At 66.8% G+C, this 18,781-nt stretch carries 19 protein-coding genes; 11 read left to right on the plus strand and 8 right to left on the minus strand.

Features of this window, described 5'->3' with window-relative positions; translation table 11 throughout:
• Positions 1 to 276: 276 nt before the first annotated feature.
• Genes BT98_RS23275 through BT98_RS0104800 form a run of 6 tightly spaced genes read right to left on the minus strand, consistent with a single transcriptional unit; the run spans position 277 to position 7,012 of the window.
• Positions 277 to 2,037, minus strand: coding sequence for a protein kinase family protein (locus BT98_RS23275; protein ID WP_019463385.1), 1,761 nt, complete (start codon positions 2,035 to 2,037; stop codon positions 277 to 279).
• Between the two features lie 32 nt (positions 2,038 to 2,069).
• Positions 2,070 to 3,086 (minus strand): UDP-glucuronic acid decarboxylase family protein, encoded by a 1,017-nt coding sequence (locus BT98_RS23280; RefSeq protein ID WP_051005056.1) that lies wholly within the window; start codon positions 3,084 to 3,086, stop codon positions 2,070 to 2,072.
• A gap of 11 nt (positions 3,087 to 3,097) precedes the next feature.
• Positions 3,098 to 4,198 carry a CgeB family protein gene (locus BT98_RS0104785; RefSeq protein ID WP_037249939.1) on the minus strand — a complete coding sequence of 367 codons (1,101 nt, stop codon included), beginning with the start codon at positions 4,196 to 4,198 and terminating at the stop codon, positions 3,098 to 3,100.
• Positions 4,199 to 4,203: 5 nt separating this feature from the next.
• Positions 4,204 to 5,319: a CgeB family protein gene (locus BT98_RS0104790; RefSeq protein ID WP_019461916.1), complete on the minus strand. Its 1,116-nt coding sequence runs from the start codon at positions 5,317 to 5,319 to the stop codon at positions 4,204 to 4,206.
• On the minus strand, positions 5,316 to 5,945 hold the full coding sequence (locus BT98_RS0104795; protein ID WP_019461917.1) for a histidine phosphatase family protein: 630 nt from the start codon (positions 5,943 to 5,945) through the stop codon (positions 5,316 to 5,318). Before BT98_RS0104795 ends, BT98_RS0104790 begins: the two co-directional genes overlap by 4 nt.
• Positions 5,942 to 7,012, minus strand: a complete 1,071-nt coding sequence (locus tag BT98_RS0104800) for an inositol-3-phosphate synthase (RefSeq protein ID WP_019461918.1) — start codon at positions 7,010 to 7,012, stop codon at positions 5,942 to 5,944. Before BT98_RS0104800 ends, BT98_RS0104795 begins: the two co-directional genes overlap by 4 nt.
• A 290-nt stretch (positions 7,013 to 7,302) precedes the next feature.
• Here BT98_RS0104800 and BT98_RS0104805 point away from each other — a divergent pair, with 290 nt between their 5' ends.
• From BT98_RS0104805 to BT98_RS0104840, 8 genes are all read left to right on the plus strand, one after another.
• On the plus strand, positions 7,303 to 8,418 hold the full coding sequence (locus BT98_RS0104805; protein ID WP_019461919.1) for an NAD-dependent epimerase/dehydratase family protein: 1,116 nt from the start codon (positions 7,303 to 7,305) through the stop codon (positions 8,416 to 8,418).
• Positions 8,415 to 9,512 carry an NAD-dependent epimerase/dehydratase family protein gene (locus tag BT98_RS0104810; RefSeq protein ID WP_019461920.1) on the plus strand — a complete coding sequence of 366 codons (1,098 nt, stop codon included), beginning with the start codon at positions 8,415 to 8,417 and terminating at the stop codon, positions 9,510 to 9,512. Before BT98_RS0104805 ends, BT98_RS0104810 begins: the two co-directional genes overlap by 4 nt.
• A 79-nt stretch (positions 9,513 to 9,591) precedes the next feature.
• A complete protein-coding gene (locus tag BT98_RS0104815; RefSeq protein WP_019461921.1) occupies positions 9,592 to 10,686 on the plus strand; it encodes a glycosyltransferase family 4 protein in 1,095 nt (364 codons plus the stop codon).
• Entirely contained in the window at positions 10,683 to 11,810 is a 1,128-nt protein-coding gene (locus BT98_RS0104820) for a CgeB family protein (protein ID WP_019461922.1), read from the plus strand. Before BT98_RS0104815 ends, BT98_RS0104820 begins: the two co-directional genes overlap by 4 nt.
• Entirely contained in the window at positions 11,807 to 12,577 is a 771-nt protein-coding gene (locus tag BT98_RS0104825; RefSeq protein ID WP_019461923.1) for a TIGR04290 family methyltransferase, read from the plus strand. Before BT98_RS0104820 ends, BT98_RS0104825 begins: the two co-directional genes overlap by 4 nt.
• Positions 12,574 to 13,521, plus strand: a complete 948-nt coding sequence (locus BT98_RS0104830; protein ID WP_019461924.1) for a glycoside hydrolase 5 family protein — start codon at positions 12,574 to 12,576, stop codon at positions 13,519 to 13,521. The genes BT98_RS0104825 and BT98_RS0104830 overlap by 4 nt, the downstream gene beginning before the upstream one ends.
• A 12-nt stretch (positions 13,522 to 13,533) precedes the next feature.
• Positions 13,534 to 14,514, plus strand: coding sequence for an MDR/zinc-dependent alcohol dehydrogenase-like family protein (locus BT98_RS0104835; RefSeq protein ID WP_019461925.1), 981 nt, complete (start codon positions 13,534 to 13,536; stop codon positions 14,512 to 14,514).
• Positions 14,514 to 15,515 (plus strand): Gfo/Idh/MocA family protein, encoded by a 1,002-nt coding sequence (locus BT98_RS0104840; RefSeq protein WP_019461926.1) that lies wholly within the window; start codon positions 14,514 to 14,516, stop codon positions 15,513 to 15,515. Before BT98_RS0104835 ends, BT98_RS0104840 begins: the two co-directional genes overlap by 1 nt.
• Before the next feature lie 331 nt (positions 15,516 to 15,846).
• On the opposite strand, the gene BT98_RS27580 is transcribed toward BT98_RS0104840, so the two are convergent.
• Positions 15,847 to 16,056 (minus strand): hypothetical protein, encoded by a 210-nt coding sequence (locus BT98_RS27580; protein ID WP_162175648.1) that lies wholly within the window; start codon positions 16,054 to 16,056, stop codon positions 15,847 to 15,849.
• Positions 16,057 to 16,081: 25 nt separating this feature from the next.
• Here BT98_RS27580 and BT98_RS0104845 point away from each other — a divergent pair, with 25 nt between their 5' ends.
• The 3 genes from BT98_RS0104845 (at position 16,082) to BT98_RS26505 (ending at position 18,480) form a co-directional block, all read left to right on the plus strand.
• Positions 16,082 to 17,104, plus strand: a complete 1,023-nt coding sequence (locus BT98_RS0104845; protein ID WP_085977417.1) for a YncE family protein — start codon at positions 16,082 to 16,084, stop codon at positions 17,102 to 17,104.
• Between the two features lie 41 nt (positions 17,105 to 17,145).
• The gene (locus BT98_RS27135) at positions 17,146 to 17,292 is read left to right on the plus strand and encodes a hypothetical protein (protein ID WP_155985196.1); all 147 of its coding nucleotides are present in this window, start codon (positions 17,146 to 17,148) and stop codon (positions 17,290 to 17,292) included.
• A gap of 238 nt (positions 17,293 to 17,530) precedes the next feature.
• Positions 17,531 to 18,480, plus strand: a protein-coding gene (locus BT98_RS26505; protein WP_085977441.1) for an IS630 family transposase whose coding sequence is annotated in 2 segments (ribosomal slippage) — positions 17,531 to 17,870 and positions 17,870 to 18,480 — 951 coding nt in all. Because the reading frame shifts where the segments join, the coding sequence is not laid out codon by codon here.
• A 17-nt stretch (positions 18,481 to 18,497) separates the two neighbouring features.
• On the opposite strand, the gene BT98_RS0104860 is transcribed toward BT98_RS26505, so the two are convergent.
• Entirely contained in the window at positions 18,498 to 18,770 is a 273-nt protein-coding gene (locus BT98_RS0104860) for a hypothetical protein (RefSeq protein ID WP_155985197.1), read from the minus strand.
• Positions 18,771 to 18,781: the final 11 nt, after the last annotated feature.

Genomic DNA, 18,781 nt, shown 5'->3' on the forward strand with positions numbered 1-18,781 from the left:
GCGCCGCCCCGCCAAGGTCCGGGCCTTCTTCCAGGCCCCTTCCGTCCGCTACGCCGCATAGACAACATGATACCTTTTTGAGGGCCGGATTAGTAAATCCGGGGTGCGGCGGCGGTGATGACAAGGCCGACGAAGCATCGGATCGCTTCCCAGTGATAGTGGCCACCCGTGCCGATACGCCGACCAATGCGACGGCTATGGCTTGGGTCAACCTGGACGAGCGCCTCCGCTTCCGATCCCAGCAAATCAGCGGAACCGGGGAACCAGAACACCGGGTCAGTTCATGAGCAACGTGGAAAGCTGGCGAGCATAGCCATCCACTCTTTCCCGCAATCGTGCGCCCTCCACAGTGTCCTGGTTGCTTTCCGCCGCGAGGGACCAGGCGCCCAGTTGAAAGGCCAGGTAGCAGGGGCGCAGGAACTCCATCAGGCGCGGCTCCACGCGGCACCCAGCTCGCTGCTGCACTTTTTGGCGGAGTTCTTCCTGTTCGTGGAAGGACAGGCCCAACTCGCATCCGGCTCCGACGATGTCCCAGGCGATGTCCTGACACCCGATGAGATCATGCGCGGTGGCGTGGTCCACCGCGTCTGTCTTGAGCAACCTCCCTTCCGGCGTCAGAAGCCACTCCCAGGCGTGCAGCCGGTTGTCCGTGTACACGCGGCGGCAACTTACCTCCAGAACGTCCGTCAGCGGCTCCCAGACAGCCAGGCGTTTCGCGAACTGCTCGCCGAGAGTCTGCGCGGTATTGTGCCGCGCCATGCTGAGGAGCTCCGCGGCCGAAGCCCCCGCCTCCGGCCGCGCCGGCATGGATCGGGCGCGAAAGCCCAGATAGCGCCCGAGCCAGGCCAGCAACGCCGCTTTTCCGGGACTGCCTGCCGTGAGGGGACATGCGTCCTCGATCCAGCGCTCCACCAGGAAGCCGTGCAGAAGACCCGCAACCGGCGGCGTAAAGCCAGCTTCGTGCAGAGCTCTGGCCTGGGCGAGCCGCTCCTCGCCATGCTGCCCTAGTCCGGCGAATTTCAACAGCCAGGTGCTGTCGGCCGTGCGAAACAGGAACTTGCGGCGTTCCTGCCATGGATGCACGGCGGGCCAGGTGGCAGTGTCGGCTTGGTCCAGCGCGCGCCAGGCCCCACCCGAGATGTCCTGCATAGGAGCCACGGCCGGGCCTAGAAGGTCCGCCGCCCAGCCCTCCAGCCGTTGCGCGGTCCTGGCTGGGTCGAGCAGGAGCGCGTCGAAACTGGCCGGACGACGCGTGACCTCCGCCCAGATTGCCCGGCTCCGTGGGCTGGCATAGGTTCCCGGCTTCCCCGCATGGCCCGGGAAAAATGTGATCCGGTCCCGCGACACGCCTTGTACCTCAAGGAAGGATGTCACTGCGCCGAAGCTGCTGCCCGACAGCCCAGGCCCTTCGTCCACCACCGCAAAATTCGTGACGGGTTCGGCCACGAGCGCGTCGGCCAGATTTCTCGCCACCGAAACTTCACGGTGGAAAGGATGTCCCACCGGCCGAAGCGTCCAGAGCCTGGAGGTTCCGAGTGCCGCGGCCACCATGGCTCCCAGTACGGTCCCGATGCTGCGGATCCCGATCACCTGCGTGGATGCATCGCGGGGCATCGCCGCCGCGGCCTGCAGATAGGCCTCGGGATAAAGGGCGTAGTAGGCGAAGCCCTCCATCCGGCGCACCTGGATCTCGTCGGGCAGGCCAGCCTGCGCCAGGATCGTGAGTGCCGCACACGCCTCTGGCCCGGTCTCCGTGAAGCCGCCGTTCCACGATCGCTCGACGGCACCAGCCAGCCGCAGCAGCAGTGCCATCGACGCCGCGCTGGAAGGGTCCTCCATATCCAGCCGCCCATTCCGTTTGAAGGCCGCATCGGCAAGCCCCTGTGCCAGTTCCCCGGCCAGGATCAACGCGCCCACAAGGGCACTGTGGCGACCAAGGCCCGGCGGGAGAGCACGGAGCCGCTCGAGAAGCGCCGAGAGGTGCTCCAGTTCCACCTGCGGCTCGACACGGCGCACAGCGTCGCCATAGACCAGCATTCGTCGTCACGCGCCGTGCCGGGAGGGCGGCCTCAGCTGGCGGCTATGCTGTTGAACGGAACGGAATGTGCGGCGGAATGCCCGGTATTCTCGCTGAACCAGGCAATGGTCGATTTCAGCCCCTCCTCCAGCGGCACCTTCGGCGTCCAGCCAAGCAGTTCGCGGGCACGTCCGATATCGGGGCGGCGGCGGCGGGGATCGTCCACCGGCAATGGCTGATGCACCACAGGGGAGCGCGTGCCCGTCAGGGCTACAACCCGCGCCACGAGATCCGAAACCGTCAGCTCCACCGGGTTGCCCAGGTTCACCGCCCCCGGCGGCGGTGCGTCACAGGCCATCAGGCGCAGGAGACCTTCCACCAGATCGGCCACGTAGCAGAAGGAGCGTGTCTGCGTGCCGTCGCCGTAGAGCGTGATTTCCTCGCCCGTCAGAGCCTGGCAGATGACATTGGACACCACGCGCCCGTCATCGGCACGCATACGCGGCCCATAGGTGTTGAAGATCCGTGCCACGCGGACCTCCGCCCGGCGGTGACGGGCGAAATCGAAAGCCAGTGTCTCCGCTGCGCGCTTGCCTTCGTCGTAGCAGGCGCGTGGCCCCGTCGGATTGACGTTGCCCCAGTAGTCCTCTCGTTGCGGATGGACCTCCGGATCGCCATAGATCTCGCTGGTCGAGGCCTGCAGGAACCGTGCCCCGGACGCTTCCGCGAGACGCAGCAAGTTGCGCGTGCCCAGGACATTGGTGAGCATCGTGTGCTCGGGGTCCGCCTGGTAGTGCGGTGGCGAGGCAGCACAGGCCAAATTGAAGACGCGCGTGAACTGGGCACGGCCATGCGTGATGCCGGATGGCAACGGCTCGGAGATATCCGCCTCCACGAAGTCGAAACGGGGGTCACGCTCCAGATGCCGGATATTCTCTCGCCGTCCTGTTCCCAGATTGTCGAGGCAAACAATCCGCGCTCCATCCGCTAAGAGCAGGTCGCAGAGATGCGAACCGAGAAAGCCAGCACCGCCAGCGACGAGGACAAGATCGGACCGGCTTTTCCGCATGATGTGCCCTCTCAGGAGTGGTGAATGGACAAAGCAGGTAACGCGGCAGCACGCCGGGCAATTGCAGTGCGCAGGTGCATTTCTAGCTCCCCCGCACGATGCGCAGCCGTATGTGCGCCGAGGACGCGCCGTCGCAGCGCCATCGCCATATCGCTGCGCCGTGCCTCGGACATCTGCTGCAATGCTTCCAGAACGGCGCCCGGCCCGTCAGCGAGGATGATCTCCTGCCCTGGCACGAACAGGTCGCCGAGGCCGTCCCAGATGTCGGAAATGATCGGGACCCCGCAAGCCCCGGCCTCGAAAAGGCGGACGCTGGGGCTGTGACCGGCCTGCACCATGTCGGCCCGGGTGACGTTCAGGGTGAAGCGGCTCCGGGCATAGAAGGCAGGGTGGTCGGCGGGAGGGACGTGGTCGATCCGCTCAACATTGGCCGGCCAGTCAATGGACGAGGGGTATTGTGGCCCGGCCACGACGAAATGCAGGTCGGGCGCTTGCCGGGCGGGTTCCAGCAACAGGCACTCCAGCACCGGCTGGCGGTCCAGGCTGTAGGTGCCCAGGTAGCTGAGATCCCAGCGCGGCGGCAGGTCCTGCGGCGCATAAGCCGCAGGATCGGCGGAGCAGGCGAGTTGCCTCGCGGCGGGCGAGCCGTAGCGATGCTCCAGCAGGCCCAGGGTAGGACCGCCCGTGAAGCTCAGATACAGGTCGAATCCCGGGATCAGCGCCGGCGAGAGATATTCCTCGTCACCACGCTCCAGCTTCGCCAGCGTCACCGGCGTATCGATGTCGTAGAAAGCCGTGACGCCCCGCGCCACGGACTGCACCATGCGGCCGACCGCCACGCCCTCGGGCACGTAGGAGCCTAGGATGACCGCATCTGCCGTGGCCATCATGTCCTGCCAGCCGCGCAGTTCATCGAGATCCCGATACAGCGCCAGCCGGCAGAACTCCGGCTCCGCGAGGTCACGGTGCGGCGCGTACCAGGGTACGTCCCGTTCCAGGAACAGGACCTCGTGGCCACGCCCAGCGAAAGCCCGCAACAGCGCGCGGTAGGTCGTGGCATGGCCGTTGCCCCAGGACGAGGAAAGGCTCAGACCCAGCACGACGACGCGCATGGGGCTCACGCCAGCACGCCGCGGCATGACGCGACGCCACGTTCCCTCTGGTGCTCCTGCGCTTGCCGCAGCAACCGGTCCACCTCCGCTCCACGGCGCGTGTAGGTGTGCCCTTCCAGGATACGGGCCCGTGCCGCCTCTCCGATCGCACGCGCCCGCTCCGGCGTCAGCGTCTGGAGATGTTGCGCCACCTCGGCACCGTCGCGCGCCACCAGGACCTCATCTCCCTCCTTGAGGAAGAGGTCGAGGCCGGTCCAGGCATCGGTGATCAGGCAGGCCCCTGCCCCCGTGGCCTCGAAGACCCGTGTGGCAGGCGAGTAGCCGGTGGATGCCATGCTGTCGCGCGCTATGTTCAGCACGGCCAGCGGCGAGGTGTTGAAGGCGTTGTGGTCGCGTGTATAAACATGGCCGATATGGCGGACATTGCCCGGCATCAGCTTGCTGTCCCAGCCATTGCCGCCGATCAGGAATCGCCGTTCCGGCAGGCGCGCCGCCGCATCAAGAAAGAACCGCTCCACCCGCGCCTCGCGATCAGGCAAGCGGTTGCCGAGAAACGAGAGATCTGCCGCAAAGCGTGGATCGACCGGCACAGGGTGATGGGTTTCCGGGTCCAGCGCATTGTAGACTGGAATGCAGCGGCGTGCGCCGAGGCTTTCGTAAGCCTCGACCACCGGCGGGCCGCCGCCATAGGTCAGCACGAAGTCGAGGGACGGCAGCACCCGGCGCAGCGCATGTCCGGGTTCGTCACGGATCTCGGCCAACGTCGCCGGCGCATCCACGTCCCAGAAGATGCGGATCGCCTCGGGCCGGGCGGCGGCCATGACACCCTCCAGCAACGCATCGTCGAAGACACCGACACCGCTGGCCTTGACGACCACATCCGCGCGAGCCGCTTCCGCCACCACTGCACGCATGGCCTCGACGGTGGCGGGATAGACGCGCACGGCTGCCCAGTCCGGCGGTTCGATGTCACGATGCTTCTGCCGGTCGAAGGCATCGGGCTCGTAGAAGATGATCTCATAGCCCCGTGTGGCGAGATCGCGTAGCAGGCCCCGATAATAGGTGGCGGCACCATTCCAGTAGGAGGAGAGCAGGCTCGATCCGTAGAAGGCGATCCTCATGCGGCGCTGTTCTCCCCAGTACGGTGGTTCAGGTTCAGGAGCTTTCCTCCCCCCGCCGCACCTCCTGGCCAGAGCACGAGCGTGCTGCAGGAAGCCGGCGCGATCTCGAAACGCATGTGCTGATCCAGCGGCAGACCCAGGAAAGCCGCCAACACGGCCTTGATGACGTCGGCATGGCTGACAAGGGCGATCCGTGCTCCGGGATGGTTATCGCGCAGCCGAACCAACTCCGCGACCGCGCGGGCCTGTACCTGCATCATGCTCTCACCGCCGGGAATGCGCGCGGTGGCACGGGCCTCGTTCCATTCGGTCCAGCGCGGATCGGCTTCGAGGTCTCCGAAGCTCCGGCCGGTCCAGGCGCCGCAGTCGATCTCCATCAGCGCCTCGCTGATCTCCATGCCAATCCCAAGGCGCCGCGCGATGGCTTCTCCTGTCTGCCGGGCGCGCTCAAGCGGGCTGGCATAAAGCATGTCGGCCCCTTCTTGCGCCATCCAGCGGGCCAATGCCTCGGCCTGCGATCGTCCAGCCTCACCCAGCACCACGCCCGGCATGCGGCCGCAGAGCGTGTCGCCAACACGGTCATGTGCGGCATGGCGGATCAGGAAAACCGTGGTGGCACGCGTCATGCCCCGTTGAGACCTGCGATGAAACGCAGCGTCCGCTCGCGCGCCTCGCCATCATGGAACTGCTGTGGCGGTGACTTCATGAAATAGCTGGAAGGCCCCACCAACGCACCGCCCAGACCGCGGTCGAGCGCGAGCTTCGCGCAGCGTACGGCATCAATGACGATACCAGCCGAATTCGGCGAGTCCCAAACTTCCAGCTTCAGCTCGACGTTCAGCGGCATGCCGCCGAAGCCGGTGCCCTCCAATCGGATATGCGCCCATTTCCGGTCCGTCAGCCAGGGCACATGATCGCTTGGCCCGATATGCACATTCTCAGCCGCTAGCGGTACGTCGAGCTCGCTGGTGACGGCGCGCGTTTTCGAGAGCTTCTTGGATTCGAGCCGCTCGCGCTCCAGCATGTTCAGGAAGTCGGCGTTGCCTCCGAAATTGAGCTGGTAGGTACGGTCCAGCTGCACGCCTCTTTCACGGAACAGGTTGGCCAGCACGCGGTGCAGAATCGTGGCACCCACCTGGCTCTTGATGTCATCGCCGATGATGGGCAGGCCACGTGCCTGGAATCGCTTCTGCCATTCCGGGTCCGAGGCGATGAAGACGGGGATACAGTTCACGAAGGCGCAGCCCGCCTCCAGGGCACGTTCCGCATACCACTCCGTGGCACGCTGGGAACCGACGGGCAGGTAGGACACCACCACATCCGTCCCGGTCTCCCGCAGGATCCCCGCGACATCCTCGACCGGTTCCGCGCTCTCCTCGATCTCTCCGACCAGATAGCGGCCAATTCCATCCAGCGTCTCGCCACGCCTCACCTTGACGCCGGTGGGTTCAACCTCGGCGAAGCGGCTCGTGTTGTTGGGCGGCGCGAGGATCGCCTCGGCCACGTCACGCCCCACCTTGGCCGCATTGACGTCAAAAGCCGCCGAAACCACGACATCGCTCACATGATATCCACCGAGTTCGACATTCATCAGGCCCGGAACAGGCGTGTTCGCGGAGGCGTCGCGATAGAAGCTCAGTCCTTGGACGAAAGAGGAGGCGCAGTTCCCAACGCCGACGATGGCGACGCGCAATGTCCGTTTCGTCACGCGGGTAAGACCACGTCAGACGTCTTCCGGTTCATGGGCTTCTCCTGACCGTCCTGCATATCTCGGCCTAGCTGGCGGCAGGAACATAGCTATCGAGTCTATGATGGATCAATCCACGACCTTACCGGAGATTGCCCGGAAGGCAGAAGCGCAACGAAATGTGAAGCTGGTCCGCCCTATGACTGAAAGAACGACGTGCCAGACTGTGGCGACAGTTACTCCACGCCCCACCCAATGGTAGTGGTGCGGGGCAACGCATGATCGGAGATGGCGCTTTGGCAGAAACGGTCCTGATCACCGGCGGTGCAGGCTTTATCGGACGCTACGTCTCGCGGGAACTCCTCGGCAGGGGCTATCATGTCCGCGTCCTGGACAGCTTCATCGAGCAGGTGCATGGCGACCGCGGTGCAGACGGCCTGGATTCGGATGCGGAGATTCTCGTCGGCGACGTGCGTGATCCCGATGCCGTGCGGAATGCCATCAAGGGCGTGGACCGGATCGTGCACCTCGCGGCCGAGGTAGGCGTCGGGCAGAGCATGTACGCGGTGGATCGCTATGTGTCCGTGAACGATCAGGGCACCGCCGTGCTGTTCCAGCAGCTGATCGAGAATCCGGTGCGCCGCGTCGTCGTTGCATCCTCTATGAGCATCTATGGCGAAGGCCTGTACCGCGATGCGGAAGGTGGGCTCGTAGAGGATGCCGTGCGGCAGTCCAGAACCGGGGTGGACGCGCCATGGGACCCGCTCGACGCGCGGGGTCGTCCGCTGGTGCCAGTTCCCACGCCGGAATGGAAGCGTCCGAGCCTCGCCTCGGTCTATGCCATCACCAAGTTCGTGCAGGAGCGCCTTACCCTCACCCTTTCCCCGGCCTATGGGATGGAGGGCGTGGCACTGCGCCTCTGGAATGTCTATGGCGCCGGCCAGGCCCTTTCCAACCCCTATACGGGCGTGCTGGCAATTTTCGCCTCGCGGTTGCAGAACAGGCAGCCCCCGGTGATCTTCGAGGATGGGCAGCAGCGGCGCGACTTCGTGCATGTGGAGGATGTGGCGCGCGCCTTCGTGCTCGCGCTGGAACATCCGCGTGCCCCTGGCGAGGTTTTCAACATCGCCAGCGGCACGGACCGCACGGTGCAGGAGGTTGCGGCTGACTTGGCCGAAGCCATGGGCCGCCGGGAGGTGGCTCCGGAGATCACCGGCAAAACCCGCGCTGGCGATATCCGCCACAACATTCCCGACATCGCCCGGGCGCGGGAAGTGCTGGGCTACGAGGCACAGCACAAGGACTTCACGGCCGATCTGGCGGAACTGGCCGAATGGGTCGCGCGGCAGCAAGCGCAGGATCGCGTCAGCCAGGCACGCAACGAACTGGAGATGCGGGGACTGGTCGCGTGACTGGCCCGGACACTTCCCTGGCCGCGCCCGGCCTCGCCCTGCGTGAGCCTGTGCTGGTGACCGGCGGGGCAGGCTTCATCGGCTCCAACCTCGCTGACAGGCTCGCAACCGAGGGGCATGACATACTGATCTACGATGCCCTCTCGCGTCCCGGAGTGGAACGCAACCTGGAGTGGCTTAAGCGGCGCCACCCGTCGCGCATCTCCGTCGCCATCGCCGACGTGCGGGACGCGGGCAGCCTCTCCGCCGCCGCCGGACAGGCGAGCTCGGTCTTCCACTTCGCCGCGCAGGTCGCCGTCACCACAAGCCTGCAGGACCCATACAGCGACTTCGCCATCAATCTCCAGGGCACCTTCTCTCTGCTGGAGGCACTGCGTCAGCGCCGTGGTGTTCCCCTGCTCTTCGCGAGCACCAACAAGGTCTATGGCGACCTCGGCGATGTCGCTCTGGATCTCAGGGATGACGCCTACACGCCGAGCCTTGCCGCTCTCCGCGAGACCGGGATCGGAGAGGATCGCCCGCTGGACTTCCACACGCCCTATGGCTGCTCCAAGGGTGCGGCAGACCAGTACGTGTTGGACTATGCGCGCTCCTTCGGCGTGCCCGCGGCAGTGCTGCGGATGAGCTGCATCTATGGACAGCGGCAGATGGGGACGGAGGACCAGGGCTGGGTCGCGCATTTCCTGATCCGTGCTCTGCGCGATCAACCGATCAGTATCTATGGCGACGGCTGCCAGGTGCGCGACGTGATGGACGTGTCGGATGCAGTGGCAGCCTACCTTGCCGCCTGGCAGCGGATCGGCGCGGTGAGCGGCCGCGCCTTCAATCTCGGGGGCGGTCCGGCGAATGCGATCAGCCTGCGCCAGCTGCTTGGCCACATCGCCACCCTGACCGGCCGTCCGGTTCAGGTCGCCTATGCGGACTGGCGTGCCGGAGACCAGCGCTACTATGTCTCGGACATGCGCCGCGCGGCGCGCGAGCTTGGCCTGAATGCTCCCCGTCCGTGGCGCGAGGGCATCGCGGCGTTGGCGGAGTGGCTGCAGCGGGCGCAAGACGAGCGTCTGACCGACGTCGCGGAACCCGCCCTCTCATGAGTCACCGCCTTCCATCGCTTTTCCCGATCGCTCCCCTCCGGACCAGCGCGTGAAATCTGCCGGCAAGAGGCATCTGCTGATGACGGCCGATGCGGTGGGCGGCGTCTGGACCTATGCCCTGGATCTCGCCGAGGGCCTCGCCGCGCGGGGCTGGCGGACGACCCTTGCCGTTCTCGGTCCCGCGCCGGGCATGTCACAGAGGCTTCAGGCACGCCAGGTTCCCGGTCTCGACCTCCACCTCACCAGCCTGCCGCTCGACTGGCTCGCTGAAAATCCCGGGGAACTGAAGCGTACCGCGGCTGCTGTGGCGCGCCTGTGTCGCGAAACCGGCGCGGAGGTGGCGCAACTGAACACGCCTAGCCTCGCGGCACTGGCGGCGTTCCCGGTGCCCGTGGTCTCTGTCTGCCACTCCTGCCTCGCCACTTGGTGGGCCACGATGCGCGATAGTCCCCTGCCGCCGGACTTCCTGTGGCGCACGACGTTGCTCCGCCAGGGCTATGCTGCCTCCTCGGCTCTGGTGGCACCGACACGGGCTTTCGCGGCCGCCACAGCCACCGTGCATGATCTGGCGGAACAGCCGACCGCCGTCTGGAACGGCCGGCGGCCCCTCGCCTGGACAGGCTCCACATCGCAGGTCGACTCGGTGCTTACGCTCGGCCGCCTCTGGGACGAGGGCAAGAACGTGGCGGTTCTGGACCGCGCAGCAGGGCGCCTTCGCTGGCCTGTGCAGGCGGCCGGCGCCACCGAGGGGCCGAATGGCGCCCATATCGCCCTGCGGCATATCCATTCGCTGGGCCGGCTGGATGAGACGGAAGTCACGGTGCTGCTGGCTCAGCGGCCGGTCCTCGCTTCCCTGGCCCGCTACGAACCCTTCGGCCTTGCAGTGCTGGAGGCCGCGCAGGCGGGCTGCGCCCTCGTCCTGTCCGACATTCCCACCTTTCGGGAGCTCTGGGATGGAGCCGCTGTCTTCGTGCCGCCCGATGACGAGGCCGCCGTAGCGCTGGCACTGGACCGGATGATGGCTGACCGGGCGGAGCGCGACCGCCTTGGCGATGCCGCCCGGGAACGCGCGCGTCGCTACAGCACGGCCGCGATGTCGAATGCCATGCTGGCCCTTTATGACTCCCTACCGCAACCGATCGGTCCCGTGACGATGGAAGCCACCGTTCCGTGAAATTCGTCTATTTCACCCACTCCCTCGCCTCCTGCTGGAACCATGGCAACGCGCATTTCCTGCGTGGCGTGCTGCGCGACCTGCTTCACCGCGGCCACGGGGTCGTGGCGCTGGAGCCCGCGGGCGCCTGGAGCCGTGAGAACCTTCTGCGCGACCATGGCGAAGCCGGTCTGGACGCCTTCCGCAGCCTCTATCCAGAGTTGCAGCCACGCATCTTCGCGACTCTCGACGAGACCGAATCCGCCTTGCAGGAAGCTGACGTGGTGATCGTGCACGAGTGGAACGATCCGTCCCTCGTCGCCGCGCTCGGGCGGATGCGGCGGCAGGGTGCGCGCTTCACACTGCTTTTCCACGATACGCACCACCGCGCCGTCAGCGATCCGGAAGCGATCCGGCAGTTCGATCTCGACGGCTACGACGCCGTGCTGGCCTTCGGCGCGACGCTGGCCGAAGTCTACCGGCGTTGGGGATGGGGCGACCGAGTCTTTGTGTGGCACGAGGCCGCCGACACGCGGCTCTTCCACCCGCCAGCGCCGGAGCAGGCCCGAGAAGGCCTTGTCTGGATCGGCAACTGGGGGGATGGAGAGCGCGGTGCCGAGCTGGAGGAGTTCCTGCTCCGTCCCGCCCGTGAGGCACACCTGGGGCTGGATATCCACGGCGTGCGTTATCCAGCCGAGGCCCGAGCCATGTTGGAACACCATGGTGCCCGCTTCCGGGGCTGGCTGCCCAATGCCCGCGCGCCCGAGGTCTTCGCCCGGCACCTGGCCACGGTGCATGTCCCGCGCCGCTTCTATGTGGAGATGCTGCCGGGCATTCCCACCATTCGGGTCTTCGAGGCGCTGGCCTGCGGCATCCCGCTGGTCTCCGCCCCCTGGCAGGATTCCGAGGGCCTGTTCCGTCCTGGACAGGACTTCCTGGTGGCGCGCGACGGGACGGAGATGACGCGCCATCTCGCCGCGTTGTGCGACGATCCCGCCCTGCGCGCTACCCTCGCCGCCAGCGGACTGGAGACCATCCAGGCACGACACAGCTGCGCCCACCGTGTGGACGAGCTCCTGGCCACGCTCGCCTCGCTCGGCACCGCCGCGGCACGCCCCCCCGCCATCGAGGAGACCGCATCATGAGCAGCACCAGCCGGCTTGCGCACGACGAGATCCGCCGGCGTGCCGAGGCGCTCGGCGAGTGGTTCCACAACATCGACCTGGATGGAGTGAAGACCGCGCCCAACCATTTCCTCCATGACTATCCTGCCAGCAAGTGGCGCCGCTTCGCCCATGTCGTGCCTGCCGATCTGCGCGGCCGGAGCGTTCTCGACATCGGCTGCAACGGAGGCTTCTACTCGATCGAGATGAAGCGACGCGGCGCCGACCGCGTGCTGGGCATCGATTCCGATGACCGCTACCTGGCCCAGGCCCGCTTCGCGGCGGAGGTGCTGGGACAGGAGATCGAGTTTCGCAACCTTTCTGTCTATGACGTGGCGCGGCTGGGCGAGCGCTTCGACGTCGTGATCTTCATGGGCGTGCTCTACCACCTGCGCCACCCGCTGTTGGCGCTGGACCTGATCCACGAGCACGTGGCGCACGATCTTCTGCTGTTTCAGTCGATGCAGCGCGGCGCCACCGAGGCCATGCCGCTGCAGCCGGACTACGACTTCGCCGAAATCGATGTCTTCGACGATGCTCGCTATCCGAAGCTCCATTTCGTGGAGCAGCGCTATTCCCACGATCCGACCAACTGGTGGGTGCCCAATGCAGCCTGTGCCGAGGCGATGCTGCGCTCTGCCGGCTTCGCCATCATCGGGCACCCGGAGCAGGAGGTCTATCTCTGCCGCCGCGCCGAGGCTCCCGAAGGGGCCGGCGCCATCTACCCCGCGAAGGAGCCGCAGGCGTGATCGAAGCCGCGATGATCTGGAACGAGCCCAACAACAAGTCCCACTGGGATCCAGAGCTCGACCCGGAATGGCGCCTCTTCGCCGAAACCGCGAGCGCCGCCGGCCGGGCGATCCATGTCGAGAACCCGAACCTCACCCGCGTGCTCGGCGGCATCTCACCGATCGATCCCGGCTTTGTGAACAGGATGCGCGATTACGGCGTGCTGGACCATGTGGACGCCGTGGCGGTGCACGGCTTCCCGCTCGACTGGAACCTCTGGCAGATCCATGAATGGCCAGCGAGGATCAACGAGATCCGCGCCGTCACCGACAAGCCGATCTGGGTGAGCGAGGTCGGCATCTCCACCTTCGGGGCCGAGGAGGTGCAGGTCTGGGGCCTGAATCGCACCGCGGAGCTGCTGATCGGCCAGGCACCCCGCATCCATTGGTACAGCCTCTATGACCTACCGCGCGAGTGGGGAGCCACCACGCGCCATCGCGAGGCCGAGGGGTCCTCCTACTACCGGCATTTCTACATGGGCCTGCTGCGCGAGGACGGCTCCCCCAAGCCCGCGGCGGAACACTTCGCGAAGCACGCGCCGGCGATGGGCCTGTGCCAGTGGTTCCACTATCACGACCACCGGCTGGACGATGCCGTGGCCTGGATGAAGCGGCTCGGCGTCACCTATCTCCGCACCGGCCTCTCCTGGGCCGACAGCTTCCGCCCCAATGCGCTCGACTGGTTCGATCGCCAGATGGAAGCGCTGCGCGACTTCAACATCACCGTTACCTTCTGCTTCACGCCGGAGCACCGCGGCATCGCCCCGCATCACACCAGCCCGCCACAGGTGCCGCAGGAATTCGCCGAGTTCTGCGCCAGCATGGTCCGGCGCTACGCTCCGGGCACGGCTGCGGGCACCGGCGTCGCGGCTCCGGCACCCGGCCTTGTCACCTCGGCGCTCTGAGAGGAGAGGAGCTTGGCTGACACGCTGGCGCCGACCATGCGGGCGGCGGTTCTCGTCGCTCCCGGCCAGATCCGGCTGGAGGATGTTCCCCTGCCGCAGCCCGGCCCCGGGCAGGTGCGCCTGCGCCTGGAGGGTTGCGGCGTCTGCGCTTCCAACCTCACGCCCTGGGCGGGGCCCGACTGGATGCGCTTCCCCACTCCTCCAGGCGACCTGGGGCACGAAGCCTGGGGGTGGGTGGATGCGCTGGGCGAGGGCGTCGCCGGCCTAACGGTCGGGGACCGTGTCGCCGCCCTCACCTATCGCGGCTATGCCGAGTACGATCTGGCCGCGTCTGAGGCGGTCGTTCCGCTGCCGGCCTCCCTGGCCGGGAAGCCTTTCCCGGGCGAGCCGCTGGGCTGTGCCATGAACATCTTCCGCCGCAGCGCCATCGAAGCCGGGCAGACGGTGGCGATCGTCGGCATCGGCTTTCTCGGAGCCATCCTCACCCGCTTGGCCACTGAGGCGGGAGCGCGGGTCATCGCTATCTCCCGCCGCACCACCTCGCTCGACCTGGCGCGTGAGATGGGCGCCGCAGAGACCATCCCGATGGAGGACCACCATGCCATCATCGAGCGCGTGAAGACGCTGACGGATGGCCGGTTCTGCGAACGCGTGATCGAGGCGGTCGGCAAGCAGTGGCCGCTCGACCTCGCCGCCGAGCTGGCGCGCGAGCGTGGCCGCCTGATCGTCGCCGGCTATCACCAGGACGGGCCGAGGCAGGTCAACATGTGGCTATGGAACTGGCGCGGCATCGACGTGATCAACGCGCACGAGCGCGACCCGGCCATCTACGTGCAAGGCATCCGTGAGGCCGTGGACGCAGTCGCGGCAGGCCGCATCGATCCGGCCCGCCTGCTGACCCATCGCTACCCGCTGGAACGGTTGGACGAGGCGCTGAACGCCACCCGCGACCGCCCGGACGGCTTCATCAAGGCCGTGGTGGTTCCCCGGTGATGCACCGCCCCCGCCTGGGCTTCCTCGGCACCGGCTGGATCGGCCGCCACCGCATGGAAGCCATCCTCCAGGACAGCCACGCCGAGGCAGTGGCCATCTCCGATCCCTCCCCCAGCATGGCGGCGGAAGCTCAGCGCCTCGCTCCCGGAGCCGCATTGGTGCCGGATCTCGACGCCATGCTGGCGCTGAAGCCGGACGGCGTGGTGATCGCCACGCCGAGCGCCCTGCATGCGGAGCAGTCCATCCGCGCCCTGCGCGCCGGCGCGGCGGTCTTCTGCCAGAAACCCCTGGGCCGCGACGCCGCTGAGGCGCGTGCCGTGGTGGAGGCCGCCCGCGCGGCGGACCGGCTGCTGGGCGTGGACCTGTCCTACCGCTTCACCGAGGGCATGCGGCAGATCCGGACCTTGCTGCAGGCCGGTGCCCTGGGGCGGATCTATGCGGTGGATCTCGTCTTCCACAATGCCTATGGGCCGGACAAGCCATGGTTCTATGACCCGGCGCAGTCGGGCGGCGGCTGCGTCATGGATCTGGGGGTCCATCTGGTGGATCTCGCCCTTTGGGCCCTGGACTTCCCCGAGGTCGAGACGGTCTCTGGCCGGCTCTTCGCGGGCGGCGAGCCATTGCGCTCCGCGCCCGGCCGCCGACCGGACCGGGTAGAGGACTATGCCCTCGCCACCTTGACGCTTGACGGCGGCACGGCGGTCCAGCTCGCCTGCTCCTGGCGCCTCCAGGCTGGTTGCGACGCGGTGATCTCCGCCAGCTTCTATGGCACCGAGGGCGGTGCCGCGCTGCGCAACCTGGGCGGCTCCTTCTACGATTTCACGGCGGAGCGCTTCCGTGGCACCACGCGCGACGTGCTCTCTGTGCCACCCGATTTCTGGGGCGGGCGCGCGGCCATGGACTGGGCTCGTCGCCTGTCGGAAGGCGAGTGTTTCGATCCCGCCGCCGAGCACCTCGTCACGGTCTCAGCCACTCTGGACCGCATCTATGGCGCGGCATGATGCTCCCTCGTCGCACAGGTGCGATTTCCCGGAACCCTGAGACACGCTGAACGGCGTCATCGGTAGCCTGGATCTGCTGAAGACAGGTATCCCCAGGTGCAGGTCAGGGGGGCCAACCGCTATGTCAACGCGGCCCTGGAGGCTGGATCAGGGGAACGGCCTTGGCCTGTCCATGATCCACGGCTTTGTGCGGCAGAGCGGCAGGCTGGCGCGCAGCACGGGACGCCACTGCGCGGGAGCAGCCGGGCCACATCCCGGGGTTTCCGCTGCTCGGCCTTGCCCAACGCTACTGGCAGCCCAGGCTTGCCTTCAGTGTTATTGATAATGATAATCATAATCGTTTAACGGTGGTCGGCCTGAGGAGAGCAGGCGCGCCATTGGTTGCCGCTTTCCAGCCGTCTGCCTGGGCCACGGCATTCCGGGCCATCGCCGAAAAGGAGAAACACATGCTCAACCCCGTCTGCCTGCGCTCAGGAACGGCCACGATGTCCCGGCGCAGGACGTTGGGATTGCTGACGAGCGGGCTTGCCGTGGCCGCCATGCGCCCAGCATGGGCTGCGCCGAAGATGAAACAAGTCGAGGTGGCACCGGCCCTCTATGAGTTGGCCTTCAGCCCCTCTCGGAACGCGTTGTTCGTGCTTTCGGCGGGCGGCTTCGCCGAGGGCGCGCCAGCCAGCCGGCTCCTTCGCCTCGATCCGCAAAGCCTCGCCATCAGGTCAGAACTGACGCTGCCGCTGCGTGGCTTCGGCGTGGCTCTCGATGACATGGCCGGCCGGCTCTATGTCGGCCACGGCCTGGACGCCGCGGTCAGCGTGGTGGATATCGGCGAGAATCACGTTCTCGGGACGCTGCGGCTCGCCACCAAGGTGAAGGGCGAGGATGGCAAGGAGGAGTATCCCTACAAGCTGCGGGAGCTGCTCCTCGATCCCTCCGGGGAGCGGCTGTACCTGCCCGGGCTCGGCATGAAGGACAGCCAGGTCTATGTCGTTAGCACGAAGAACCTGACGGCGGAGAAGCCGATCACCGGCATCGGTCCTGGCGCGACCGGCATCGCCCTGGACCCGGCAAAGGACCGCCTTTTTGTCTCGACCCTGGCGGGCCAGCTCTGCACCATCGACCGGAAGACGCAGGAGCTGCACCACTCGGTGGAGGCCGGCGGTGCGGAGCAGCCGCTGAACCTCGCCTATGACTCCGCCAGCGGCGCCGTGCTGGCGGTGGACCAGGGCATGGAGAACCTGACCCGCTACAAGGAGAAGATGATCCCAGGCTTCGTGTCGAAGAATCCCGGCAACCGCGTCGTGGCGCTGGAGCCGGAGAGTGGAAAGCTGCTCTGGGAAACGCCGGTGGGACAGGGACCGGTGGCGCTGCGCCTCGATGCCGCGCGCAAGCGGCTCTTCGTCACCAACCGGGGCTCCGGCTCGGTGAGCGTGCTCGACACGGATCGCCACAGCGTCGCCGAGACCGTGCCGTTACCGCCGCATCCCAACAGCCTGGCGTTGGACGAGAAGACCGGCACGGCCTTCGTCTCGGTCAAGCTCCCCTTCGAAAAGATCAAGGAGAAAGAGAGCGTGGCGCGGATCACCCTCTGATCCGGAGCTCTGTTCCAACCGGACAGAGGCAGCGCCATACCGTGCTCGGTGACGGTTTCCTGCAGCAGCCCGATCACCTCCTGCTGGGTCACCGGGTCGAGACGCGAGGTCGCCTCGTCGGCAAAGAGCCGAACGGGATCGAGCAACAACGCCCGCAAGCGGAAGAACTCAACCCAAAGTACCAGTGAGAGACCCAGATACAGCGTTACCAGCCCGCCAGGCGCGACGGCGGCGAAGATCATGCGGGCAGCAATGCGGGCGCCGCCTGCACCGTGTCCGAGAGCGCCAGCAGCCCTCTTTCCAGGATGCCGCCGCGCAGGGCGGCGAGCAGGCCTAGAGCATGATCTGACCTGATTGAGTCGGGGAGGGATTCCCGGACAGCTCAAAATCTGATTCACCCTGTTAGCCGGGAGGAGGCCGGTGGGGATGAGCAGAGCGCTGTCTTCCGACCTCAGGTCGCGCGTCATTGCCGCCGTGGAGGCAGGGTCGTCCCGCCGCGCCGCAGCAGCCCGGTTCGGTGTCTCAGTGTCCAGCGCGATCCGCTGGGTGCAGGATTGGCGGGAGAGCGGCCGGGATAAGGCGCAACGTCAGGGTGGCGACCGGCGGTCGCAACGGGCCGAAGCCTACAAGGACATCGTCCTCGCCGCGGTAGACGCCAAGGTCGACATCACACTGGTCGAGTTGGCCGAGATGCTCCGGCGGGATCACGGTTTGGCGGTGGCTCCAAGCACCGTCTGGCGCTTGCTCGACCGCCACGACATGACGGTCAAAAAAAGACCGCCCACGCTGCCGAGCAACTGAGGCCAGATGTGGCCGCCAAGCGCGAGGTCTGGTTCGAGGCACAGCCTGATCTGGATCCGGAGCGGCTGGTCTTCATCGATGAGACCAGCGCCTCCACCAAGATGGCACGGCTCTATGGGCGCTCGAAACGCGGAACCCGCTGCCGGGCGCCAGTGCCGCACGGGCATTGGAAGACAACCACCTTCGCCGGTGCGCTGCGCTTGTCTGGCCTGACCGCGCCGATGGTGCTGGACGGCGCGATGACGGGCAAGTGGTTCACCGCCTATGCACAGCAGGTTCTGGCACCCACCCTACGCCCGGGTGACATCGTCATCCTCGACAACCTGCCCGCCCACAAGGGCGCTGCCGTCCGGGAAGCCATCCAAGCCAAAGGCGCGACACTGCGGTTCCTGCCGCCCTACTCGCCAGACTTCAACCCGATCGAGAACGCCTTCTCCAAGCTCAAGGCGCTCCTGCGGAAGGCCGCCAGCCGCACCATTGACGCACTCTGGAACGCAATCCGCGATGCGCTTCCGCAGTTCTCACCACAGGAATGTGCCAGCTACTTCACCGCCGCTGGATATGAACCAGACTGATCAGATTATGCTCTAGGCTAGCGGACCGGGGCGTTCCGCTGCGTCGGGCGGGGCACGGGGCCGCCCAGGAGCCGGGGCTTTTCCGCCAGCCAGGCTTCGCGGCGCAGGCGGCGGCCCTCCTCCTCGCGCTCGGCCGAATCGCTGCCCGGCAGCGGCCTGGAGCGGCCCATGGTACGGGCATCCTCGGAGAAGAGGTTGCCGAAGCTGCGGTCGAACAGGCTGTCCATCATCGCGGCCGCAGCAGGCGTGCTGAACGCCAGGAGCATCGGCAGGATCAGGAGGACAGGCATCCGGATCGGGG

Source organism: Roseomonas mucosa ATCC BAA-692 (genome assembly GCF_000622225.1).
GTDB lineage: Bacteria > Pseudomonadota > Alphaproteobacteria > Acetobacterales > Acetobacteraceae > Roseomonas > Roseomonas mucosa.